The organism is Micromonospora aridisoli, from assembly GCF_056150025.1.
The window spans coordinates 415,779-431,261 of record NZ_JAXCFK010000001.1; the positions used below are offsets into that span (position 1 = coordinate 415,779).

14 protein-coding genes and 1 pseudogene are annotated in these 15,483 nt (G+C 71.2%); 11 read left to right on the forward strand and 4 right to left on the reverse strand.

Translation table 11 applies throughout. The features are described from left to right. Positions 1 to 75: 75 nt before the first annotated feature. The 6 genes from tsf to SM447_RS01925 all read left to right on the forward strand — a co-directional run bounded on the left by tsf (position 76) and on the right by SM447_RS01925 (position 6,416). The gene (tsf, locus tag SM447_RS01900; RefSeq protein WP_474570948.1) at positions 76 to 903 is read left to right on the forward strand and encodes a translation elongation factor Ts; all 828 of its coding nucleotides are present in this window, start codon (positions 76 to 78) and stop codon (positions 901 to 903) included. 155 nt (positions 904 to 1,058) lie between these two features. Next, positions 1,059 to 1,826, forward strand: a complete 768-nt coding sequence (gene pyrH / locus SM447_RS01905; protein ID WP_093401681.1) for a UMP kinase — start codon at positions 1,059 to 1,061, stop codon at positions 1,824 to 1,826. A 79-nt stretch (positions 1,827 to 1,905) separates the two neighbouring features. Continuing rightward, a complete protein-coding gene (gene frr / locus SM447_RS01910; protein WP_474570949.1) occupies positions 1,906 to 2,463 on the forward strand; it encodes a ribosome recycling factor in 558 nt (185 codons plus the stop codon). A 281-nt stretch (positions 2,464 to 2,744) separates the two neighbouring features. Further along, on the forward strand, positions 2,745 to 4,022 hold the full coding sequence (locus SM447_RS01915) for a phosphatidate cytidylyltransferase (protein ID WP_474571237.1): 1,278 nt from the start codon (positions 2,745 to 2,747) through the stop codon (positions 4,020 to 4,022). Positions 4,023 to 4,126: 104 nt separating this feature from the next. Then, the gene (gene rlmN / locus SM447_RS01920; RefSeq protein WP_474570950.1) at positions 4,127 to 5,278 is read left to right on the forward strand and encodes a dual-specificity RNA methyltransferase RlmN; all 1,152 of its coding nucleotides are present in this window, start codon (positions 4,127 to 4,129) and stop codon (positions 5,276 to 5,278) included. Positions 5,279 to 5,309: 31 nt separating this feature from the next. Continuing rightward, a complete protein-coding gene (locus SM447_RS01925) occupies positions 5,310 to 6,416 on the forward strand; it encodes a DivIVA domain-containing protein (RefSeq protein WP_474570951.1) in 1,107 nt (368 codons plus the stop codon). Between the two features lie 177 nt (positions 6,417 to 6,593). On the opposite strand, the gene SM447_RS01930 is transcribed toward SM447_RS01925, so the two are convergent. Next, the gene (locus tag SM447_RS01930) at positions 6,594 to 6,815 is read right to left on the reverse strand and encodes a DUF2631 domain-containing protein (protein ID WP_474570952.1); all 222 of its coding nucleotides are present in this window, start codon (positions 6,813 to 6,815) and stop codon (positions 6,594 to 6,596) included. A gap of 189 nt (positions 6,816 to 7,004) precedes the next feature. Here SM447_RS01930 and SM447_RS01935 point away from each other — a divergent pair, with 189 nt between their 5' ends. Further along, a complete protein-coding gene (locus tag SM447_RS01935; protein WP_474570953.1) occupies positions 7,005 to 8,582 on the forward strand; it encodes a Rieske 2Fe-2S domain-containing protein in 1,578 nt (525 codons plus the stop codon). Between the two features lie 79 nt (positions 8,583 to 8,661). On the opposite strand, the gene SM447_RS01940 is transcribed toward SM447_RS01935, so the two are convergent. Further along, positions 8,662 to 10,260 carry a phytoene desaturase family protein gene (locus SM447_RS01940; protein WP_474570954.1) on the reverse strand — a complete coding sequence of 533 codons (1,599 nt, stop codon included), beginning with the start codon at positions 10,258 to 10,260 and terminating at the stop codon, positions 8,662 to 8,664. Between the two features lie 206 nt (positions 10,261 to 10,466). Between SM447_RS01940 and SM447_RS01945 the strand changes: the two genes are divergently transcribed. Continuing rightward, positions 10,467 to 11,633, forward strand: coding sequence for an alkaline phosphatase PhoX (locus SM447_RS01945; protein WP_474570955.1), 1,167 nt, complete (start codon positions 10,467 to 10,469; stop codon positions 11,631 to 11,633). On the opposite strand, the gene SM447_RS01950 is transcribed toward SM447_RS01945, so the two are convergent. Next, positions 11,611 to 12,468, reverse strand: a complete 858-nt coding sequence (locus SM447_RS01950; RefSeq protein ID WP_474570956.1) for a YhjD/YihY/BrkB family envelope integrity protein — start codon at positions 12,466 to 12,468, stop codon at positions 11,611 to 11,613. The genes SM447_RS01945 and SM447_RS01950 overlap by 23 nt on opposite strands. A 110-nt stretch (positions 12,469 to 12,578) precedes the next feature. On the opposite strand from SM447_RS01950, the pseudogene SM447_RS01955 reads away from it, so the two are divergent. Next, positions 12,579 to 13,135: pseudogene (locus tag SM447_RS01955) on the forward strand (GNAT family N-acetyltransferase). On the opposite strand, the gene SM447_RS01960 reads toward SM447_RS01955, so the two are convergent. Next, positions 13,057 to 13,785, reverse strand: a complete 729-nt coding sequence (locus SM447_RS01960; RefSeq protein WP_474570957.1) for a tyrosine-protein phosphatase — start codon at positions 13,783 to 13,785, stop codon at positions 13,057 to 13,059. The pseudogene SM447_RS01955 and the gene SM447_RS01960 overlap by 79 nt on opposite strands. A gap of 231 nt (positions 13,786 to 14,016) precedes the next feature. Here SM447_RS01960 and SM447_RS01965 point away from each other — a divergent pair, with 231 nt between their 5' ends. Continuing rightward, positions 14,017 to 14,745, forward strand: coding sequence for an endonuclease V (locus SM447_RS01965; protein WP_474570958.1), 729 nt, complete (start codon positions 14,017 to 14,019; stop codon positions 14,743 to 14,745). Between the two features lie 152 nt (positions 14,746 to 14,897). Then, positions 14,898 to 15,329: a hypothetical protein gene (locus SM447_RS01970; RefSeq protein ID WP_474570959.1), complete on the forward strand. Its 432-nt coding sequence runs from the start codon at positions 14,898 to 14,900 to the stop codon at positions 15,327 to 15,329. Positions 15,330 to 15,483 lie beyond the last annotated feature (154 nt).

A 15,483-nucleotide genomic window follows, 5' to 3' on the forward strand; every position in this document is an offset into this window, starting at 1 on the left:
GCACGAACCTCTCGGGACCGGGTAACCGTCACCCTCAGACCATTCCACCGCAGTCTCAACACCGAAGAGAGAGCCATGTCCCAGATCACCGCCGCGGACGTCAAGAAGCTCCGCGACCTGACCGGCGCCGGCATGATGGACAGCAAGAAGGCCCTGACCGAGGCCGAGGGCGACTTCGACAAGGCCGTCGAGATCCTGCGCGTCAAGGGCGCCAAGGACGTCGGCAAGCGGGCCGGCCGGACCGCCGCGAACGGTCTGGTCGCGCACTCCGGCAAGGCACTGCTCGAACTCAACTGCGAGACCGACTTCGTCGCCAAGAACGAGAGCTTCATCGCGCTGGCGCAGCAGCTGGTCGAGCACGGTGAGCGCGCCGGCGTCAGCAACGCCGCGGAGCTGCTGGCCACCGAGATCGATGGTCGTACCGTCGCCGACCTGGTCCAGGAGCAGTCCGCCAAGATCGGCGAGAAGCTGGTGCTCAACCGGTTCGCCAAGCTCGACGGCAACGTCGCGGTCTACCTGCACCGCAAGGCGCAGGACCTGCCGCCGGCCGTCGGCGTGCTGGTGCAGTACGCCGGCAAGACCGACGAGGCGGGCGACGCCGACGCGCGCGGCGCGGCCATGCAGATCGCCGCGATGCGCCCGCAGTACCTCACGCGTGACGAGGTGCCGGCCGAGGTCGTCGAGTCCGAGCGGCGCATCGCCGAGCAGACCGCCCGCGAGGAGAACAAGCCCGAGGCCGCGCTGCCGAAGATCGTCGAGGGCCGGGTCAACTCCTTCTTCAAGGACTTCGTCCTGCTGGAGCAGTCGTCGGTCACCGACAACAAGAAGACGGTGAAGCAGGTGCTGGCCGAGGCCGGCATCGAGGTCACCGGCTTCGTGCGGTTCGAGGTCGGCCAGGCCTGAGCCGGGTCGGGCGCGTCGCGCCCGTGGGCTGAGCGCAACGACGAGGACGAGGAGGCCGCCGGTGTACGCGATACACACCGCGGCCTCCTCGTCCCATAAGGTCGGCAACGGCAGGTACGCGCACCTGGGCGCGCCAGTGGGGGAAGGACGGGCGAATGACGCAGGTTGTGAGTGACCGGACGTTGGCGGCGGACGATCCGACGGCACCGCCGCCCGGTCGGGCCCGGCGGGTGGTGTTGAAGCTTTCCGGCGAGGTGTTCGGCGGCGGCGCGATCGGCGTCGACCCGGACGTCGTCCAGGCCATCGCCCGTCAGATCGCCACCGTGGTGCGCCGGGGTGTGCAGGTCTCGGTGGTGGTCGGTGGCGGCAACTTCTTCCGCGGCGCGGAGTTGCAGAAGCGGGGCATGGACCGGGCCCGCGCGGACTACATGGGCATGCTCGGCACGGTGATGAACTGCCTGGCCCTCCAGGACTTCCTGGAGAAGGAGGGCATCGAGACCCGGGTACAGAGCGCCATCACGATGGCTCAGGTGGCTGAGCCGTACATTCCGTTGCGCGCGATCCGGCACCTGGAGAAGGGCCGCGTGGTCATCTTCGGCGCGGGCGCCGGCATGCCGTACTTCTCCACCGACACGGTCGCCGCCCAGCGCGCGCTGGAGATCCACGCGGACGTGGTGCTGATGAGCAAGAACGGGGTGGACGGCGTCTACACGGCCGACCCCCGGATCGACCCGACCGCCAGCAAGTTCGACTCGATCACCTTCTCCGAGGTGCTGCGCCGCAACCTCCGGGTCGCCGACGCTGCCGCCTTCAGTCTCTGCATGGAGAACGGCCTGCCGATGCTGGTCTTCGGCGCGCAGGGCGACGACACCATCGTCCGGGCCGTGGGCGGCGACAAGATCGGCACGCTGATCACCACCTGAGCCGACCGCCGACGGCGATCTCGGCGGTCCCGGTGACCCGACAAGCCACGACGAGCACAAGAAGGAGGCGAGGAGACCGGTGATCGACGACACCCTCCTCGAGGCCGAGGAGAAGATGGAGCGTGCGGTCGAGCACGCCAAGGAGGAGTTCGGCGCCATCCGCACCGGTCGCGCGACTCCGGCCATGTTCTCCAAGATCATCATCGACTACTACGGCAGTCCGACCCCGCTGACGCAGATGGCGTCGGTGGCCATTCCCGAGCCGCGGATGGCCATCATCAAGCCGTACGACAACTCGCAGATCAACGCCATGGAGAAGGCGATCCGCGATTCGGACCTCGGGGTCAACCCGAACAACGAGGGCAACCAGCTGCGCATCCTGCTCCCGCAGATGACCGAGGAACGCCGCCGCGACATGATCAAGGTGGCTCGGCACAAGGGTGAGGAGGCGAAGGTCGCCATCCGTAACATCCGCCGCAAGGGCAAGGAGGAGCTGGACCGGCTCGTCAAGGACGGCGAGGTCGGCGAGGACGAGGGCCGTCGCGCGGAGAAGGAACTCGACGACCTGACCCAGCGGTACGTGGCGCACGTCGACGAGCTGGTCAAGCACAAGGAGACCGAGCTCCTGGAGGTCTGACCCCGGTCACACCGTCAACCTCGATCATGAAGTTGTCACCCTCGCCACCGGCGTGGCGGGGTGACAACTTCATGATCGATGCGGTGGGAGCGAGTACCGGTACGTCCTACCGGGCGGGCGGGTGCAGTAGGCTCGGCTCGATTCCCGGTGACCCGGCGGTGAACGGTGGGGATCGGCCAGCCGACAGGCCGGCACGTCAGACGGAGCGCCTCGCGCGGGTTGGGGATGGTAGTGGCTGTGCGTCAAGTGGTGGATCTCGTACCGCTCCCGTCTGGTGCGTGATGTCCCACCTCGACCCCTACGGCGGCGCCGGTGCCCGTGACTGGGATCGTCCGGGCCCGCCCAGCTCGCTGCCCTGGCCGGATCCGGACGTCGAGCCCGGTCCGTGGGGCCGCGGCCCACAGCCCGGCGCCGAGCTGTACGCCAACCCGCGTAGCGGGCGCGGCCCTGGTGGCTGGGATCAGCCCCCGAACGGGCGCCGCGACCTCGACCACGGTGACGCTCCCACCGCCCAGATCGCCCCGGTGCGGGTCGGTGACGGGCGGGACCACGACGACGCGCCGACCACCCAGATGTCACCCGTGCGCGCCGGTGACCTTCGGGATTCCGACGACGCCACCACCCAGCTCGCGGCCGTGCCAGCCGAGGACGCGCCGGAACCGGACGCGCAGGACGGTCCGGGTCGGCGCCATCGCGGCCGGCGTCGGGCGGGGGCCGGCCGGCCGGCCACCCAGCAGACCCCGAGCCGGGCCGGGCGGAACCTGCCGGCGGCCATCTCGGTCGGGGTGTGCCTGGGCGCGGCGGTCCTGCTGCCGCTGTTCCTGTACACCCCCGCGTTCCTGCTGGTGCTGGTCGCCGCGTTCGGCGTGGGCATCTGGGAGATGTCGCGCGCGGTGCGTCGCGGTGGCGCCGAGGTGCCGCTGGTGCCGCTGCTCGCCGGTGGGGTGCTCACCGTCACCCTGGCCTGGTTCGCCGGGTTGGACGCGCTCCTGCTCGGCCTGGTGGTCACCGTGGCGGGCACGCTGCTCTGGCGGCTCGGCGACGGTACGGCCGACCTCCGGCGGGACATGACCGCGGCGACCCTGATCGCGGTGTACGTGCCGTTCCTCGGCGGCTTCGCCGCCCTGCTCGCGTCCTCCCCGGACGACGGGGCGTTACGGGTGCTGGTGACGCTGGTCGCCGTGGTGCTCTCCGACACCGGCGGATATGCGGCCGGCGCCAACTTCGGCAAGCATCCGATGGCCCCGACGATCAGTCCGAAGAAGTCCTGGGAGGGCTTCGCCGGCTCGGTCGGCGCCGCGGCGCTGGGCAGCGCCCTGCTGCTCTGGCTGCTGTTCGACGTGGCTCCCTGGTGGGGTGCCGTGTTCGGGGTCGCGGTCTCGGGTGCCGCGGTCCTCGGCGATCTCGCCGAGTCGATGGTCAAGCGGGACCTCGGCGTGAAGGACATGAGCAACCTGCTCCCCGGCCACGGCGGCCTGATGGACCGGCTCGACTCCGTCCTGTTCGCGGTGCCGACGGCCTACCTGCTCCTCGTCGTCTTCGTTCCGGCGGTGAGCTGAGGCATGGCCCACGCCGGTGTGACCGGGGCGCGGAGAGGGTGGGAGCGGATCCGGCACTTCCGCGGAGGTGCGTTCCGGGCCGGGCGTGCCAGACTGGACGTGCCATGACGAGTCTTCCCCTGATCCCCGTCGACCCGGACGCGCCCGGCGCGCGCCGGGCGGCAATGCCCCCGCAGCACCTCGCCGACCTCGACCTGGCCGGCCGGAAGGACCTGGTCACGAAGCTGGGCGAGTCGGCGTTCCGGGCCCGGCAGATCTCCACCCACTACTTCGGCCGGCTGGTACGCGACCCGGAGCAGATGACCGACCTGCCGGCGTCGTCCCGCGAGCGCCTGGCCGGCGAGCTGCTGCCCCGACTGCTCACTCCGGTACGCGAGCTGGCCTGCGACGACGGGGCGACCCGCAAGGCACTGTGGCGGCTGCACGACGGGTCGCTGGTGGAGAGCGTGCTGATGGGGTACCCGGACCGGGTCACCGTCTGCATCTCCAGCCAGGCCGGATGCGGGATGGCATGCCCGTTCTGTGCGACCGGCCAGGCCGGCCTGACCCGCAACCTCTCCACCGCCGAGATCGTCGACCAGGCCGTCTACCTGGCGGGCGTGGCCGCCTCCGGCAAGGTGGCGGGGTCACCGCCGCGGCTGTCGCATGTCGTCTTCATGGGCATGGGCGAGCCGCTGGCGAACTACAACCGGGTGGTCGCGGCGATCCGCCGCCTGGTCGCGCCGGCACCCGAGGGTCTCGGCCTGTCGCAGCGTCACATCACCGTTTCCACGGTTGGGCTGGTGCCGGCCATCCACCGACTGGCCAGCGAAGACCTCTCTGTGACTCTTGCGTTGTCGCTGCACGCCCCCGATGATGAGCTGCGCGACGAACTCGTGCCGGTCAACCAGCGCTGGAAGGTGTGCGAGGTGCTGGACGCAGCGTGGGCCTACGCGGCCCGCACGGGCCGTCGTGTGTCGATCGAATACGCGATGATCAAGGACGTGAACGACCAGCCGTGGCGAGCTGACCTGCTCGGCCGGCTGCTGGCCGGCAAGCTGGCCCACGTGAACCTGATCCCGCTCAACCCGACTCCGGGCAGCCGCTGGGACGCGAGCCCGAAGCCGGTCGAGCGGGAGTTCGTCCGGCGGTTGCGCGACGCCGGTGTGTCCACCACGGTGCGGGACACCCGAGGTCGTGAGATCGACGGAGCGTGTGGGCAGTTGGCCGCCGCGGAGGACAGTGGCACCGACCCGGCCGGGGAGATGACGGCGTGACCGGGCGTGGCGAACGAGACCAGGAGACATAGTGGCGAGTCAGGGTCAGCGTTTCCGGCGTAAGGCGCTCCGCCGGGGATACAAGGTTGACGAGGTGGACGCCTTCCTGGACCGGGTCGAGGCGACACTCGCCGGCCAGCCGGTCGGAGCGCCGGTGGCCTCGCAGGAGGTCCATGACGTCGTCTTCCGGGTTCGCTTCAACGGCTACGACGAGTGGCAGGTCGACCTGCACCTCGACCGCGTCGAACGGCAGCTGGCGGAGCTGGAGGAGCGCGGTGGCGTGCCGGGCCGCGGCGATGGCCGGATGGGCCCGCCCGAACGGATGGGTCCCGGCATGCGCGATGACCGGGGGATGTCCCCGGTGCCGCAGCCCCCGATGCCGCCGCGGGCGATGCCGGCACAGGCCGGCCCGCCCTACGGCCGCTACGACGAGCCGACCGGCGCCTTCGCCGGTGGGTACGACGCTCCCCGCGGTGGTTACGACGCACCGCGCGGTGCCGCCGGCCCGATGGGCCCGGGCGCGCCGATGGGTCCCCCCGGCGGCATGGGTCACGGCGGCCCTCCGCCGCGTGGTCTGCCCGCCGGCCCGGGTGGCTACGGTCCGCCGGACGGACCGGGTGGCTACGGCCCACCGGACGGGCCCGGTGGCTACGGCCCGCCCGACGACCAGCGCTTCGACGGGTTCGAGGCGGGCCGGCACGGCCGTACCGACATGACCGCCGAGATCCGGTTGCCGGACCGGGACCCGCGGCGCGGCCCGGCCGGACCGCCCGGGATGCCGCAGCAGGCGCTCGGCGGGCCCTCGATGGGCGGTCCCCCGGCGATGGGCGGCCCGCCGGCGATGGCCGGCCCGTCGATGGGCGGGCCGCCGATGGCCGGTCCGCCCGGCAGTGACCTCTACCGGGTGGACCAGATCCGGCGGAGTTTCCAGGTCCGTCGCTTCGGCAGCGGGTACGACCCGGACCAGGTGGACCGGTTCTTCGAGACGCTGCTCGGTGGGATGGCCGGACGTAACCCGATGCCGGTGAACCCCAAGGACCTCGACACGCTCCGCTTCGGCCTGGTGCAGGGCGGCTACTTCGAGGCCGAGGTCGACGCCGCGCTGAAGAACGTCCAGGACATCCTCTTCGGTCGCTGACCGACGTCAAACGCGAGCGGGCCCGCCTCCGGTGACCGGGGCGGGCCCTCGCGCGTCAGGGCACAGATGGATGCGGCGGTCGGCCGACGCGTGGTCGCGCGGAGCCCGGTCGGTCAGGAACGCGGGCCGTCGCGTGTCGACCGCGTCACGAGCGCGCGCCGTCGCGTGCTGTTCGGGTCAGGAGCGCAGGCCGTTGCGGCGCAGCACCGCGTCGCCGATCACGATGAGCAGCAGGACCGCGGCCAGCCCGATCAGCCAGAGGTTCTCGACCCTGCCCTCGTGATTGCCGCAGAGCATGGCCAGCAGCGCGAACGCGGTGAGCACCGCGCCGATCCGCCCGGCCTTACGGTGCCCGGGCTTGTGCTGGTCCGGAGACGTTACCGGCTCGCTTCCTGCCACTGTCGGTCCTTCCTCGCGAACGGATCTCCGGCTAGTCTGGCACGTCCCCTGGGAAGGTTTCCGGCCAGGGCCGATGGGCCCGCCCAGGTGGGTGGAAGGGCACTACCGGCGTCGCGGGGCGAGGACCAGACTGCCTCCGGTAGCGTTCTGGGGCGTACACCTTGATTGTCTTTTTGAGGGGGAACTGCGGTGCGAGTGACCGGTACGGGGCACGCGAGCATGCGGATCGACACGGCCGCGGGCAGCATCCTGTGCGACCCGTGGGTCAATCCGGCCTACTTCGCCTCCTGGTTCCCGTTCCCCGACAACTCCCAGCTCGACTGGGAGGCCCTCGGTGACGTCGACTACCTGTACGTCTCCCACCTGCACCGGGACCACTTCGACGCGGCCCATCTCAAGCGGTACGTGTCGAAGAAGGCCACCGTGCTGCTGCCCGAGTTCCCCACCTCGGAGATGGAGGACGAGTTCCGCGAGCTGGGCTTCACGAAGTTCCTGAAGACCCGTAACGAGGAGGTCGTCGAGCTGGACGGCGGCCTGAAGATCATGATCCAGGCGCTGACCAGCCCCACCGACGGTCCGATCGGCGACTCCTCGCTCTGGGTGGAGTACGACGGCGTCCGGCTGCTCAACCAGAACGACGCCCGCCCGACCGACCTGAGCACCTTCGCCGAGCTGGGCCACGTGCACGCGCACATGCTCCAGTTCTCCGGCGCGATCTGGTATCCGATGGTCTACGAGCTGCCGAACGCGGCGAAGACCGCATTCGGCAAGCAGAAGCGGGAACGGCAGTTCGACCGCACCTGGCGCTACATCGACGACCTCAAGGCCGATCACGTCTTCCCGATCGCCGGGCCACCGTGTTTCCTCGACGACGAGCTGTGGCAGTTCAACGACATCTTCGGCGACGAGGGGAACATCTTCCCCGACCAGTCGGTCTTCCTGGCCGAGTACGCGAAGGTCGGTGGCACCAACGGCATCGTGCTGCTGCCCGGCAGCGTCACCGAGGTCACCACGACCGGGGCCACGACCACGCACCCGGTGCCGGTGGAGGAGTTCTTCGCCAACAAGGTGGCCCACCTGGAAGAGATGCGCGAGCGCAAGCGGCCGATCATCGAGGCGGAGAAGGCCTCCTGGCGGCACCCCGAGGTGGACGTGCTCAAGGAGCTGAAGCGGCGGATCGAGCCGCTGCTCGACGAGTCGATCTACCTGGCCAAGGGGGTCGGCGGCCCGGTCCGGTTCGACCTGGTCGGCTACGACGGCGAGAGCGTCGAGTCGATCGTGGTGGACTTCCCCGGCAAGCAGGTGCGGCCGTACGCCGACGAGAAGGTCCGCTACCGCTTCCGTACCGAGCGGGCGCTGGTGGAGCACCTGCTGCACATCGGCGAGGTGGACTGGGTCAACTCGCTCTTCCTGTCCTGCCGCTTCTCGGCCGCGCGCATCGGGCAGTACAACGAGTTCGTGTACGCCTTCTTCAAGTGTCTGTCCACCGAGCGCCTCCAGTACGCCGAGGGCTGGTACGACGAGCACGAGCGGGCCGTGGACGCCGAGGACATCACCATCGGCGACTGGGTGGTGCAGCGGCGCTGCCCGCACCTGAAGGCGGACCTGAGTCGATTCGGCATCGTCGACGGCGACCAGCTCACCTGCCAGCTGCACGGCTGGCGGTTCGACCTGCCCAGCGGACGCTGCCTGACCAGCGTCGGCCACAAGGTCCGCGCCCACCGCGTCGGTGAGGACACCCCGCAAGCCGCTCCTTCGGCGAGCTGAGTCACCCGCCTGAAGTGTTAGGAGGGGGCCCCTTTACCACACCAGGCGTTAACAAGGGGCCCTTCCTTTCAGCACAGTCTCAGCGGCCGAGGTCGGCGAGGATGCGCTGGGCGGCGTTGTGGCCGGCGGCACCGATGACACTGCCGGCCGGGTGGCAGCCGGCGCTGCCCGCGTACACGCCGTCGATGCCGGTGGCGTACGGCATCCGGTCGGCGAACGAGACCGTGTTGTCGACGTGGTGGATATGCCCGCCGGTGATCCCGAAGTGCGCCTCGATGCCCGGCGGCGGCAGCGGCACCGCGTCGGCGATCAGGTCGCCGGTGCCCGGGGCGTACCGCTCGCAGATGCCGACCAGCTTCTCGACGTAACCGGGCAGCTCCGCGTCCCAGGTGGTGCCCGCCAGTTCGTACGGCACCGACTGGACGAACAGCGCCGACGAGTGGTGCCCGGCCGGGTCGGCCAGCGACGGGTCGACGGTGGTGTGCAGGTACCACTCGATGGTCGGTTCCTCGGGCAACCGGCCGGCCCGCACGTCGTCCCACATGGCGCGCAGTGCCGCCATCGGTGATTCGCCCGCGCCGCCGGTCAGCGACGCCGAACCGGGCAGCAGGTGGATGGTCGAGCCGAACGGGCTCGGCGCACCATCGGGCAGGCAGGAGAAGCGGGGCAGGCCACGCAGCGCCAGGTTCAGTTTGAGGGTGCTGCCGGTGCGCCGGACCGCCGCCATCCGTTCGCCGAGCGTGTTCGGCAGCGCGCCGTCGGGCAGCAGCTCCATCAGCCGGTACGGGTCGCAGGCGCCGAGCACCACCTCGGCGCCGACCTGACGGCCGTCGGCGAGCACCACGCCGCTGGCGGCGCCGCCCTCGAGGGTGATCGCGGCGACCGGCGCGCCGGTGACGATCCGGGCGCCGGAGGCGCGGGCCGCGTCGGCGAAGGTACCCGACACGGTGCCCATGCCACCTTCGGCGATCATCCAGGTGCCGTCGGAGCCGGGCAGCCGGCACATGTTGTGCACCAGGAAGTTGTGCCCGGTGCCGGGGTCGTCGGGGCCGGCGTTGAGCCCGGACAGGCCGTCGGTGACCGCGTACATGCTGACCAGCAGCTCGGAGCGGAAGTCGAAGCGGGCCAGGTAGTCGGCGACGGAGCCGCGGACCAGGTCCACGAAGACGGTACGCAACTCGGGACGGACGTGTCGCTCGGCGGTCTCCTCCACCGTCAGCGGCTCGGCCAGCCAGGCCGGGGCGAGGTCCTCGCGTAACGCGGCCAGTTCGGCCTGCAACGCGGCGTCGGCGGCGGCGTCGGCGGGGGAGAAGAACTCGGCGAGCTGAGCGCGGGTGGCCGCGGCGTCGGTACCGAAGAGCAGGTACGGCGAGCCTGCCCCGCCGGGGGTGGGCAGGAAGTAGTGCGGGTCGCGGCGCAGCACCGGGATGCGGACGTCGAGCGTGGCGAGCAGTTCCGGCGGCATCAACCCGAGCAGGTACGACCCGGTGGAGTGCCGCAGTTCGGGCACCTTCGGGAACGGATTCTCGGTGCGCGTGGCCCCGCCGATCACGTCGGCGGCCTCCAGCACCAGCACGTCCAACCCGGCCCGGGCCAGCAGGATCGCCGACACCAACCCGTTGTGTCCCGACCCCACCACCACGACGTCGACCCGCCCCGGCAACCCACCACCCGTCATCCCCGCACCCTAACCCGTGTTCACCCCAACTCAACCCTGTTGACCATGAGGTTGGCGGCGCTCTTGATCTCCGAATGTGCCGTGAACCTCATGATCAACAAGGGGGGAGGGTTTGGCTGGTGTTCATGGGGGAGTGGGTTTTGTCGATGGGGTGTGCGGCTTAGCGTCGTGGAGGCCAGCCCCCCCGTCACCGCTCGGAGGTTTCCGTGGATCGTCGTACCGTGCTGCGTGCCACCGTCGTCGGCGGTGCCGCCGCCTTCTCCGGCAGCCTCTGGGCCGGTGCCGCCCTGGCCGCGCCCGCCCAACCCGGCCCCAGCCCCTACGGGGACCTGCTGGCCGCCGACGCCAACGGCATCCACCTGCCCGCCGGCTTCACCAGCCGGGTCATCGCCCGCTCCGGGCAGCGGGTGGCCGGCACCTCGTACGTCTGGCACTGGGCGCCGGACGGCGGCGCCTGCTTCCGGGCCGGCGACGGCTGGATCTACGTCTCGAACTCCGAGGTGCCGCTGATCGGTGGGGCCTCCGCGGTGCGGTTCCGCGCCGACGGGTCGATCAGCACCGCGTACCGCATCCTCGGCGGCACCAACGTGAACTGCGCCGGGGGCGCCACCCCGTGGGGCACCTGGCTGTCCTGCGAGGAGGTGCCGCTGGGGCGGGTCTTCGAGACCTGGCCCGACGGCAGCCGCAGCGCCGAGGAGCGTACCCGGATGGGCCGGTTCACCCACGAGGCGGCGGCCTGCGACCCCGACCGGCGGGTGATCTACCTGACCGAGGACGAGGGCGACGGCTGCTTCTACCGCTTCATCCCCGACACCTGGGGTGACCTGCGCACCGGTCAACTGCAGGTGCTGTGTGCCCCGGCCAGCGCCACCGCGGGCCCGGTCACCTGGCAGAACGTCCCGGACCGGGACGGCTTTCCGATCCCGACCCGGCTCCAGGTCGGCGCGGCCAAGCACTTCGACGGTGGCGAGGGCTGCTGGTACGACCGGGGCACCTGCTGGTTCACCACGAAGGGCGACAACCGGGTGTGGGCGTACGACGCGGTCAACCAGCGCATCGACCTGGCGTACGACGACTCCCTGGTGCCGGCCGGCACCGCGCCGCTCACCGGTGTCGACAACATCACCGGCACCGCGGGCGGGGACCTCTACGTGGCCGAGGACGGCGGCAACATGGAGATCTGCGTGATCACTCCGGCCGGGGTGGTGGCCCCGTTCCTGCGGATCAACGGCCAGTCCTCCTCGGAGATCACCGGCCCGGCCTTCAGCCCCGACGGCTCCCGCCTCTACTTCTCCTCCCAGCGGGGCACCAGCGGCAACTCCACCGGCTCCGGCGGCATCACCTACGAGGTCACCGGCCCGTTCCGCCGCTGACCTGACGCTGCTGGCGGCGGGCGCGCCACGCGGAGAGGGCCAGGGTGGCGGAGTAGCCGGCCAGCACGATCACGTGGAAGACGTAGAGCCAGAGCAGGATCGCCACGGCGGCGCCCACCTCGTCCAGCCCGCCGAAGGGCACACCCAGGTCGAGCGGGAGCGAGGCGAAGAGGACGAAACCGTGCAGGAAGCCGGACAGGTTCGCCGCGGTGAACGAGCCCATCGCCAGCGTGGCGAGCCAGTCCGGCGAGGCCGGACCGACCACCCGGAACACCCACATCAGCACCGGCGTGAGGACCAGCCACACCGCCAGGAACGACAGCACCACCCCGAGCGCACCGGCCCACCCGCCGCGTTGGACCAGCCCGGTGGTGGTCGGCAGGGCCAGCAGGATCGACAGCAGCAGCGCCGGGGCCGGTGCCAGCAGCGGCAGCAGCAGCAGCCGGCCCCGCCAGCCGACCAGGTGTTCGTCGGAGCGGGGCGCGGCGACCGAGACGAACGCCCGCCGTAGCCCCTCGCCGTAGAGCGACGCCGGCAGCAGCGCGGCCAACGCCAGCCACGGCGTCAACCCCACCCCGGCCTCGACCAGCGCGGCCACCGCGTGTGGCACGCCGATCGCGTCAGGCAGCGTCTCCACGGCGTACGCGGTGAGCCGGCGTACCCGGGCGGCCCCCACCAGCAGGGTGGTCAGCCAGATCGCCAGCAGGGCCACCGGCACCACGGCGATCGCCCCGTAGAACGTGATCGAGGCCGCGTGCAGCGACAGGTCCCGGCCCCGTACCGGGCGGAAGGCCGCCCGGGTGATTCGCCTCGTCCGCTCCCACGCACCGCCCACCGCGCTCCATTTCCCCGTCCTTCCGCCCGGCAACCGTCCCTGTTACCCCCGCCGTACCCGCCGATCCCGGGACCGCCGGGTCGGTGTCGGTGGGACTACCATCGCCGGCCATGACCGTCGCGACGACCGAACGGCTGGTACTGCGGGAGTGGACCGATGCGCCGGCCGACCTGGCCTGGCCCGCATCTACGACATCTACTCACGGGAGGAGGTGATGCGCTGGCTGGGCGGGGGAGCGGGCCGGCTCACCGAGCCCGGACAGGCCGCCGAGCGGCTGACCGCCTGGCGGGACCGGTACGCCCCCTACGCCGGCCGGTACGGTCTCTGGGCGGTCGAGGTCCGCGAAACCGGGGTGGTGGCGGGCAGCGTCCTGCTCAAGCCGCTACCGGGTACCGACGGTCACACCCCGACCGAGGACATCGAGGTGGGCTGGCACCTGCACCCCGACTCCTGGGGGCACGGCTACGCCACCGAGGCGGCCCGCGCCGTGCTGGTCGGTGAGTTCGCCACCGACACCCGCCAGGTGTACGCCGTGGTGACGCCCGGCAACGAACGCTCGATGGCGGTGTGCCGGCGGCTCGGCATGACTCACCTGGGCCGACGTACCGACTGGTACGGCGGCGCCGAGGTGGAAACCTTCGTCCTGACCGCCCCGCCCTCCCGCTGACCCCCGCCCTCCCGCTGACCTCCGCTCTCCCGCTGACCTCCGCCGCCCGGCTCGACCAGCCGCGACCGGACGGCCGACAGCAGGGCCGGTTCGACACCCGCGTCGACCAGATACGGCACGGCACCGCCGTAGCGACGCTGCAGGTGGGTCAGCGTGTTGCGCATCGGCGTCGTGGTGCAGCCCTCCGTCCGGGCGTAGTCGTCGGCGATGTCTCCGGTGCCCACCCCGGCCACCCGCAGCAGCAGCGCGACCAGCACGCCGGTACGGTCCCGCCCGGCGTGGCAGTGCACCAGGACGGCTCCCGCCGGTGCCTCCGCGACCACCCGGAACGCGGACGCGATCCGCTCCCGGTTGTGGTCGAGCATCGGCCCGTAGCTGTCGTCCGGCGGTTCGTAGTCGAGGACGTCGTTCAGCAGCGGCGCGTGCCGGTAGACCGGCGTGCCGGCGAACGGGCTCGGCCGCGCGGCGCATTCCCGCGCCCAGCGCAGATCGACGACGCGGCCCACCCCCGCCTGGCGGAGCACCGACGGGTCGAGCCCGTCGTGGCTGCCCGAGCGCAGCAGCGTCCCATGACGGGTGCGACCACCGTCCACGGTCGGTAGACCGCCCACGTCACGGCCGTTGCGACAGCCAGGCCAGTCCAGGATCACGCCCCGCCTCCTCGACACGGTTGCTGAACCACTCCCATCCCAGCGTTCCTCCGGCGGCCGGGTCAACACGAGAGCCCGTAGCTGTCGTCGGTCGGTGCTGTCGAGCTGAGCGCGTGCACGGATCGCGACCGCTGCCGCCATCCCCTGCGGACCATCGGTCGTAAGCTCACACCTCATGACGATCGCCCCTGCCGACCGGCCGCTGTCCGACGACGCGCTGACGGCGACGGCGTGACGTCGCCGGCCTGGGACGGCGAATCGGTGCTGGGCGCGGGATCGGTGGCGGAGGCGGAGCGGATCCAGCAGGAGCTGCGGCAACGCCTCGTCCTGGACGACCGCCTGAGCGTCGCGCCGACGCTGGTGGCCGGCGTGGACGTGTCGTACGACAAGGTGTCGCCACGGATCGTCGCCGCCGCCGTCGTCGTCGACCTGACGACCGGCGCGGAGGTGGAGTCGGTGGTGGTGCCCGGTGAGGTGAGCTTCCCGTACCTGCCCGGACTGCTGGCCTTCCGGGAGGTGCCGATCCTGCTGGCGGCGTTGGACCGGCTCGGCCGTCGACCTGACCTGGTGGTCTGTGACGGGTACGGCATCGCGCACCCGCGGCGCTTCGGGTTGGCCTGCCACCTCGGCGTGGTCACCGGCCTGCCGACCTTCGGCGTGGCGAAGACCCCCTTCGTCGGTTCCTTCGACGGGCCGGGCGCGCGGCGGGGCGACTGGTCGGCGCTGCGCGACGGCGGCGAGGTGCTGGGCCGCGTGCTGCGTACCCAGACCGACGTCAAGCCGGTGTTCGTGTCGGTGGGCCACCGCACCAACCTCGACCAGGCGACCACGCTGACGCTCGACCTGAGCCCGCGTTACCGCCTGCCGGAGGTGATCCGTCGGGCCGACTTCCTCTCCCGCGAAGCGCTGCGCCACCGCCAACCGCAACCGACGGCCGATCCGGCTCCACGGGTGGAGTGATTCTTGGACAGTCCCGTTAGCTGTGTATGCGCTGTGAGCGGGAACTGTCCAAGAACGGCGGGTCGGACAGGCTGTGCGATGTCGTGCGGTGCGGGCTGCCCTGGCTAGGCTGGGTTGAGCAGAATGTCCCGCTGAGGGGGGGGTGAGCCCGGATGGCCCAGGCCGCGTACGCGCCCGAGCCGGTGCCCGGCGACGCCGAGGTCCGGCCCACCGGGCCTTCGTTCGACGTGCTGCGGTGGCATGACGAGCCGTGGACCGCCCAGCTCGCCCTCGACCTGTTGCCGGAGACCAACGGCCCCAAGGTTGAGGTCCTGAGCGGAAGCGTGATCGTGACACCCCACGCCGGTTATGACCACCAGGATGCCGAGCTTGACCTCGCGTACCTGTTGAAGCAGGCGGCCCGCAAGGCCAAGTTGTGGCTCTACGCGGGGGCGAACGTCGTCTCCGGGCAGGATCTGTTCATCCCCGACCCTTCTTCCTCCGGGTCGACCTGCGAAACCGAGTCCCCACCATCGCGCTGTTCGAGTTGGCCGACGGCGAGTATCGGCCGGTGGCCGCCGCTGCGGCCGGAAGCACCTTCGTGATGCGGGAGCCGTTCGAGTTCTCGATCGATCCGGGTGACCTGCTCGGCGAGGAAGCTCCGCTGGAAGAGGAAGACCTTCCCCTCGAGGAGAGCTGAGGCTGGCTCCTCCGCGTTAATAAGGGGCCCTTCCTCCACCGGAGGCGTTAACAAGGTGC

What these genes read in the sequence shown, in the direction of transcription:
- tsf (WP_474570948.1), top strand. Translation starts at nt 76, where the DNA reads ATGTCCCAGATCACCGCCGCGGACGTCAAGAAGCTCCGCGACCTGACC.
- pyrH (WP_093401681.1), top strand. Translation starts at nt 1,059, where the DNA reads ATGACGCAGGTTGTGAGTGACCGGACGTTGGCGGCGGACGATCCGACG.
- SM447_RS01915 (WP_474571237.1), top strand. Translation starts at nt 2,745, where the DNA reads ATGTCCCACCTCGACCCCTACGGCGGCGCCGGTGCCCGTGACTGGGAT.
- rlmN (WP_474570950.1), top strand. Translation starts at nt 4,127, where the DNA reads ATGACGAGTCTTCCCCTGATCCCCGTCGACCCGGACGCGCCCGGCGCG.
- SM447_RS01940 (WP_474570954.1), bottom strand. Translation starts at nt 10,260, where the DNA reads ATGACGGGTGGTGGGTTGCCGGGGCGGGTCGACGTCGTGGTGGTGGGG.
- SM447_RS01970 (WP_474570959.1), top strand. Translation starts at nt 14,898, where the DNA reads ATGGCCCAGGCCGCGTACGCGCCCGAGCCGGTGCCCGGCGACGCCGAG.